This window comes from Raoultella sp., assembly GCF_039594335.1.
Taxonomy (GTDB): Bacteria; Pseudomonadota; Gammaproteobacteria; order Enterobacterales; family Enterobacteriaceae; genus Klebsiella.
Window position 1 is genome coordinate 1 of sequence record NZ_JBCNNS010000172.1, and the last position, 7,485, is coordinate 7,485.

General features: G+C 53.3%; 7 protein-coding genes and 1 riboswitch. Of the genes, 5 read left to right on the top strand and 2 right to left on the bottom strand.

Annotation, left to right across the window (positions count from 1 at the left end):
• Positions 1 to 584, top strand: a 584-nt coding sequence (oxyR, locus tag ACZAHD_RS20270) for a DNA-binding transcriptional regulator OxyR (RefSeq protein ID WP_462458355.1), incomplete at its 5' end; no start/stop codon positions are given.
• On the opposite strand, the gene sthA is transcribed toward oxyR, so the two are convergent.
• On the bottom strand, positions 567 to 1,967 hold the full coding sequence (gene sthA / locus ACZAHD_RS20275) for a Si-specific NAD(P)(+) transhydrogenase (RefSeq protein WP_462458356.1): 1,401 nt from the start codon (positions 1,965 to 1,967) through the stop codon (positions 567 to 569). The two genes, oxyR and sthA, sit on opposite strands and share 18 nt — an antisense overlap.
• Positions 1,968 to 2,163: 196 nt before the next feature.
• Here sthA and fabR point away from each other — a divergent pair, with 196 nt between their 5' ends.
• Both fabR and ACZAHD_RS20285 read left to right on the top strand, forming a co-directional pair.
• The gene (fabR, locus tag ACZAHD_RS20280) at positions 2,164 to 2,799 is read left to right on the top strand and encodes an HTH-type transcriptional repressor FabR (RefSeq protein ID WP_004869459.1); all 636 of its coding nucleotides are present in this window, start codon (positions 2,164 to 2,166) and stop codon (positions 2,797 to 2,799) included.
• A 15-nt stretch (positions 2,800 to 2,814) separates the two neighbouring features.
• The gene (locus ACZAHD_RS20285) at positions 2,815 to 3,174 is read left to right on the top strand and encodes a YijD family membrane protein (protein ID WP_462458357.1); all 360 of its coding nucleotides are present in this window, start codon (positions 2,815 to 2,817) and stop codon (positions 3,172 to 3,174) included.
• Between the two features lie 55 nt (positions 3,175 to 3,229).
• Here ACZAHD_RS20285 and trmA read toward each other — a convergent pair whose 3' ends face one another.
• Entirely contained in the window at positions 3,230 to 4,330 is a 1,101-nt protein-coding gene (gene trmA / locus ACZAHD_RS20290) for a tRNA (uridine(54)-C5)-methyltransferase TrmA (protein WP_462458358.1), read from the bottom strand.
• A 115-nt stretch (positions 4,331 to 4,445) separates the two neighbouring features.
• Positions 4,446 to 4,625, top strand: a riboswitch (cobalamin riboswitch).
• A 67-nt stretch (positions 4,626 to 4,692) separates the two neighbouring features.
• On the opposite strand from trmA, the gene btuB reads away from it, so the two are divergent.
• Positions 4,693 to 6,549, top strand: coding sequence for a TonB-dependent vitamin B12 receptor BtuB (btuB, locus tag ACZAHD_RS20295; protein ID WP_462458359.1), 1,857 nt, complete (start codon positions 4,693 to 4,695; stop codon positions 6,547 to 6,549).
• Positions 6,494 to 7,345, top strand: coding sequence for a glutamate racemase (murI, locus tag ACZAHD_RS20300; protein ID WP_462458360.1), 852 nt, complete (start codon positions 6,494 to 6,496; stop codon positions 7,343 to 7,345). Before btuB ends, murI begins: the two co-directional genes overlap by 56 nt.
• The last annotated feature ends 140 nt before the right edge of the window (positions 7,346 to 7,485 follow it).

Below are 7,485 nucleotides of genomic sequence, written 5' to 3' on the forward strand. Positions count from 1 at the left end.
TGCTGCACCAGACGTTTCCAAAGCTGGAAATGTACCTGCATGAAGCGCAAACGCATCAGCTGCTGGCCCAACTGGACAGCGGCAAGCTTGACTGCGCGATCCTCGCGCTGGTGAAAGAGAGCGAGGCCTTTATCGAGGTACCGCTGTTTGACGAGCCGATGATGCTGGCCATCTACGAAGATCACCCGTGGGCAAATCGCGATCGTGTGCCGATGTCAGATTTGGCCGGGGAAAAGCTGCTGATGCTGGAAGATGGCCACTGCCTGCGCGATCAGGCGATGGGGTTCTGTTTTGAGGCCGGTGCGGATGAAGATACGCATTTCCGCGCGACCAGCCTCGAAACGCTGCGCAACATGGTGGCCGCAGGCAGCGGTATCACGCTGCTGCCGGCCTTAGCGGTGCCGCAGGAGAGAAAACGCGATGGGGTGGTCTATATCCCGTGCATTAAGCCGGAGCCAAAACGAACCATCGGGTTGGTTTACCGCCCCGGTTCACCGCTACGCAGCCGCTACGAACATCTGGCGGAGGCCATCCGCAGCACCATGGATGGCCATTTCGACAAAGCGTTAAAACAGGCGGTTTAAGCCATTTAACGCGGCAACCCGATAGGCTTCCGCCATGGTCGGGTAATTAAAGGTGGTGTTGACGAAGTACTCAATGGTGTTGCCACCACCTTTTTGCTCCATAATCGCCTGGCCGATATGAATAATCTCGGCCGCGCGCTCGCCAAAGCAATGAATCCCAAGGATCTCTTTCGTTTCTCTATGGAACAGGATCTTCAGTGTGCCCACGCTCATGCCGACGATTTGCGCACGTGCCAGATGCTTAAACTGCGCGCGACCCACTTCGTACGGTACTTTCATGGCGGTCAGCTGCTGCTCCGTTTTCCCGACGGAGCTGATTTCCGGGATGGTGTAGATGCCGGTCGGGATATCTTCAATCAGATGGGCAGAAGCCTCACCTTTAATCAGCGCCTGCGCGGCGATGCGCCCCTGATCGTAAGCGGCTGATGCCAGACTTGGATAACCGATGACGTCGCCTACGGCATAGATATGTGGCAGCGCGGTCTGATACATGCTGTTGACCTTGAGCTGGCCGCGACTATCGGTTTTCAGACCAATATTTTCCAGCGCCAGAGAATCGGTGTTACCGGTGCGCCCGTTGGCGTACAGCAGGCAATCTGCTTTCAGTTTTTTACCCGATTTCAAATGCATGATCACGCCGTCATCAACGCCTTCAATCTTCTCGTACTCTTCGTTGTGGCGAATCACCACCCCACTGTTCCAGAAGTGATAGGAGAGAGAGTCGGACATCTCCTGATCGAGGAAGGCCAGCAGACGATCGCGGGTGTTAATCAGATCTACTTTGACTTCCATACCGCGGAAAATGGACGCGTATTCACAGCCAATCACTCCGGCGCCGTAGATAATGACATGGCGGGGCTCGTGCTGCAGGCTGAGAATCGAATCGCTGTCGTAAAGGCGTGGGTGGGAAAAATCGACATCAGCCGGATGATATGGACGGGAACCGCAGGCGATGACGAATTTTTCCGCGGTGACCGTTTCGACGGTACCGTCGTGACATTCCAGGGCGAGGGTGTGCTCATCCACAAAGTGCGCGTTGCCCTGCAATATTTCGCAGTGGTTGCGCTCATAGAAACCCTGACGCATATGGGTCTGCTGGTTAATGACGCTGTCGGCATGGTTAAGAATGTCGGCGAAGGAAGAACGAAGAAGACGGGAATGGTCGCTGTAGAGGGGGTTTTGGTTAAACTCGATAATACGACTGACGGCATGGCGGAGGGCTTTCGACGGGATGGTACCCCAGTGGGTACAGCCGCCGCCGACGTTATGATAGCGCTCAATAACGGCTACGCGCGCGCCCTGCTTAACCAGTCCCATCGCAGCACCTTCACCGCCAGGGCCGGAACCAATCACGATTACATCATAGTCCCAAGAGTGTGACATGGCATTACTCACCTGTTTCATACATAAAATAAACACGATGATAACATTCGCTGGACTTTAACCCAATTATCGTTGTGCTTTTTTGCGGCATAAAAGCAGATTCGGCTCGTAAACAATCATTCACAAACCAGGCTAGACCGATTAGTTTTAATCTCTGGTATAGTGCCAGCAGGTCTATTGGAAGGATTCAGACATCGTGATGGGTGTAAGAGCGCTACAAAAAGAGAAAACCCGACGTTCGCTGGTTGAAGCCGCATTCAGTCAGTTGAGTGCTGAGCGGAGTTTCGCCAGCTTGAGTTTGCGCGAAGTTGCGCGCGAGGCAGGGATTGCACCCACGTCCTTTTATCGCCATTTTCGCGATGTTGACGAACTCGGTCTGACGATGGTGGACGAGAGCGGGCTCATGCTACGCCAACTGATGCGCCAGGCGCGGCAGCGTATCGCCAAAGGCGGCAGCGTGATTCGCACCTCTGTCTCCACATTCATGGAATTTATAGGGAATAACCCAAACGCTTTCCGCCTGTTGTTACGGGAACGTTCAGGTACATCTGCGGCGTTTCGTGCCGCCGTGGCGCGTGAAATTCAACATTTCATCGCGGAACTTGCCGATTATTTAGAAATCGAAAACCATATGCCGCGCGCCTTTACTGAAGCGCAGGCTGAAGCTATGGTCACTATCGTTTTCAGCGCGGGCGCAGAGGCGCTGGACGTCAGCCCTGAACAGCGCCGGCAACTGGAAGAGCGACTGGTACTGCAGCTAAGAATGATCTCGAAAGGCGCATATTACTGGTATCGCCGCGAACAAGAAAAAATGTCAAATCATTCCGAATAACGTGAAGGACGAGCAATGAAACACTCAGTTCAAGATAAAGGTACGCTGCTACTGGCGCTGATCGCGGGTTTATCCATTAATGGAACCTTCGCCGCGCTGTTCAGCTCGATTGTTCCCTTTTCCATCTTCCCGGTTCTGTCTCTGCTGTTGGCCATTTACTGTCTGCATCAGCGCTACCAGAACCGCAGTATGCCCGTGGGGTTGCCTGGCCTGGCGGCTGCCTGCTTTATTCTCGGTGTTCTGCTGTATAGCACCGTGGTACGCGCGGAATATCCGGACATCGGCTCCAATTTCTTCCCGGCCGTGCTGTCGGTGATTACCGTGTTCTGGATCGGCTACCGGATTCGTAACCGTAAGGATGCGGCGTCAGAGTAACCGCTTAACACCAGAACCCGGCAAGTATCGTGGTGCCGGGTTCTGTAAAAATCGCCTACTTGCGGGTTAATAAGACGCCGCACTCCATATGATGGGTGTACGGGAACTGATCGAACAGCGCCAGACGCGTGACGTCATGGGTCTGGCTTAAGGTTTCCAGATTCTGGCACAGAGTCTCCGGATTACAAGAAATGTACAGAATACGCGGGTACGCCTGTACCATCTTCTCAGTTTCACTATCCAGCCCGCTGCGCGGCGGATCGACAAAAATCGTCTCGCACTGATAGCTTTTCAGGTCAATACCCTGCAGGCGACTAAACTGCCGTACACCGTTCATGGCCTGCGTAAACTCTTCCGCCGCCATACGGATAATCTGCACGTTTTCAATATGGTTAGCCGCAATGTTGTACTGCGCTGCCGCGACCGACGGTTTGGCGATTTCCGTTGCCAGTACGCGATCGAAGTTGCGCGCCAGGGCCAGCGAGAAGTTACCATTGCCGCAGTATAGCTCCAGTAAATCCCCCGTGGCCTCTTTGGTGGCATCCAGCGCCCACTCCAGCATCTGAATATTCATGGCGGCATTCGGCTGAGTGAAGCTGTTTTCTACCTGGCGATAGATCATTTCGCGGCCGGCAACCGGCAGACGCTCATCGATGTAATCTTGATCGAGCTCGATTTTGGTTTTGGTGGCCCGGCCAATCAGATGCACGTTGAGGTTTTTCGCGCGCAGCGTATCGCGCAGGATCTCGGCCTGCTGGCGCCACTCATCGTCGAGTTTTTTGTGGTACAGCAGCGATACCACGGCCTGGTTGCTCAGGGTCGTCAGATAATCGACCTGGAACAGTTTGTGGCGCAAAACCGGGTTATCGCGCACGCCGTCAAGAATCTCAGTCATCAGTTGATTGATCAGTTCGCTTGCTGCCGGAAAGCTATCGACGCGAATCCGGGATTTGGTCTGCTGATCGAACATGATGTGGTACAGATCGTCGCCGTCATGCCACAGGCGGAATTCAGCACGCATACGATAATGACTCACCGGCGAACGAAACACCTCCGGAACCGGCGCGGCAAAAGGCACCATCATTTTTTGCAGGCGGACGACTTTTTCCGCCAGCTGCGCTTCATATTGTTCGGTCGGAAGGTGTTCTGGGGTCATGATGGATCCTGAATAAAATAAGTACGCGGGGATTGTAGGGAAAGCGCAGGAGATGTCCAGACCGGATAAGGGATCAAATATAATTATAGAAGTCTGGACATCTATATGTTTCTAATTATAGCATTGTGTAACCGGTCCTGTGAGTTAAAAGGGAACCCAGTGTAAATCTGGGGCTGACGCGCAGCGGTAAGGAAGGTGGGATGAACGCATTGTGCAGACACTGCCGATATCTGGTGGGAAGTCCTCATCCATAACACGCCCCAAGCCCGAAGACCTGCCGGAATACGTCGCATTTGGTTTCTATCATCGCGTGCTACTGATGAAACCAGCGGCATCCTTTATATGTTACGGATGCTTTTACAATGATTAAAAAAGCTTCGCTGATGACGGCTCTCTCCGTCACGGCATTTTCTGGCTGGGCGCAAGACAGCAATTCAGACACGTTAGTGGTGACAGCAAATCGTTTTGAACAACCGGCAAAAACCGTTCTGGCTCCGACATCTGTTGTGACGCGCGAAGATATTGAACGCTGGCAGGCAAAGAGTGTGGTGGAAATCATGTCACGTCTGCCTGGCGTGGATATCGCGCAAAGCGGTGGAATGGGCTCGAACTCTTCGACTTTTATTCGCGGAACTGAATCTCGCCATGTGCTGGTGCTGATTGACGGTATTCCTTTGAATAACGCCGGGATCAGCAACGTTCCCGACCTGAGCCAGATCCCGACTTCCCTGATTCAGCGTATTGAATACATTCGTGGCCCACGTTCGGCCCTGTATGGTTCCGACGCGATTGGCGGTGTGATCAACATCATTACCGGACGCGATAAACCGGGCGCGGAAATTTCTGCAGGTGTGGGGTCTAAGGGTTACCAAACCTATGATGGCTCTTTCCAGCAGGTTCTTGATAAAACCAGGATCACGATGGCGGGTAACTATACCTATACCCGTGGTTTTGATATTGCAGCCCAGGACGCACCGCGTCAGCCTGACCGCGATGGCTTTATGAGTAAGTCACTGTACGGCTCTGTGGAACAGCAGATTACCGACAGCGTGAGCGGCTTCTTCCGTGGTTTTGGTTATGACAACCGCACTGCGTATGACGGTTACGATCACTATGACGCCAACTTTATGGTTGATGGGCGACCGGATACTCGCCAGCTCTACAGCCAGAACTGGGATACGGGACTACGTTACAACCAGGGGATTTTCCAGTCACAGCTGGTGGCAGGTTATGGGCGCAGTAAAGATCAGAACTATGACCCGAAGAAAGGGCGCTATGCTGATTCCGCAACGATGGATGATGTGAAGCAGTACACCACCCAGTGGCTCAATACTGTTGAAGTCGGTCATGGCAACATTGGTGCTGGTCTGGACTGGCAAAAGCAGAAGACGCAGGCCGGAACGGGCTACCTGGATAAAGGCTACGAGCAGCGTAATACCGGCGTGTTCGTTTCAGCGATGCAGCAGTTCAACAGCGTGACGCTGGAAGCGGCGGCGCGTAATGACGACAACTCCAACTTTGGTAACCATGGAACATGGCAAACCAGCGCAGCGTGGGAGCTTGTGGATGGTTATCGCGTGATAGCCTCTTACGGTACCGCATTTAAAGCGCCTACGATGAGTCAGATCCACAGTGCGAACTATGGTAATCCAGACCTTAAACCGGAAGAGAGTAAGCAGTGGGAAGGCGGTTTTGAAGGCCTGACGGGACCGGTTAACTGGCGTATTACAGGTTATCGTAATGATATTGATAATCTGATCAGCAGCGATCCGCATACGTACCGTTACTACAACGTTGATGAAGCGCGTATCAAAGGCGTGGAAGCCACGGCGCAGTTTGACACTGGCCCGGTAGGCCATCAGATTTCTTACGATTATGTTGACCCACGTAATGCGAAAACCAACGAAGTACTGGCTCGCCGCTCTAAGCAGCAGGTTAAGTATCAACTGGACTGGCAGGTCTGGGATCTCGACTGGAATCTGGCGTACCGTTATCTGGGAACTCGCTACGACGTTGCGATCGATCCGAATACCTATGCGTCAGAACGTGTGAAAATGGGTGGCGTAAGTTTGTGGGATATCGGATTGTCATATCCGGTCACCTCGCACCTGACAGTTCGTGGTAAAATAGCTAACCTGTTCGATAAAGATTACGAGACAGCTTATGGCTACCAAACTGCAGGACGGGAATACTACTTGTCTGGCAGCTACACCTTCTGATCCACGCCCCACCGTGCTGGTGTTTGACTCCGGCGTCGGTGGGTTGTCGGTTTATCATGAGATTCGGCAGCTTCTGCCGAATCTGCATTACATCTACGTCTTCGATAACGTTGCTTTTCCTTACGGGGAGAAGAGCGAAGAATTTATCGTTGAACGCGTGCTCGAAATTATCACTGCCGTTCAACAACGTTATCCGCTGGCGCTGGCCGTCATTGCCTGCAACACCGCCAGCACGGTTTCTCTTCCTGCCCTTCGTGAAAAATTCGCCTTTCCTGTTGTGGGCGTCGTCCCGGCGATTAAGCCTGCGGCGCGTTTGACGGCGAACGGTGTCGTTGGCTTGCTGGCGACACGGGGAACGGTTAAGCGTCCCTACACGCGTGAGCTGATAAGCCGCTTCGCGAATGAATGTAAGATAGAAATGCTGGGTTCCGCTGAACTCGTTGAACTGGCGGAAGCGAAGCTGCAAGGTGAACCGGTCCCGCTGGATGAGCTACGGCGTATTCTGCGACCGTGGCTGCGAATGGCGGAGCCGCCTGATACGGTGGTACTGGGCTGCACGCATTTTCCTCTTTTACAGGAAGAGCTGCAGCAGGTGCTGCCGGAAGGTACCCGGATGATTGATTCCGGTGCTGCGATTGCTCGTCGTACCGTCTGGCTGCTGGAACATGAGGCGCCAGATGCGAAATCCAGTGACCCGAATATTGCTTATTGCATGGCGCTGACGGCCGAAACTGAACAACTTTTGCCCGTTTTACAGCGTTATGGCTTTGAGACGCTGGAAAAACTGCCACTTTAATCGCGTTTTGCACAAAAAAGAGACGGTTGAAAAGTTTTTTTTAAACAGGGCTTGTCAACGTCAGAGAACTCCCTATAATGCGCCTCCACTGGCACGGAACAACGGCTTACAGGCCGCCGGGTTAGCGGGGTTCAGCGATG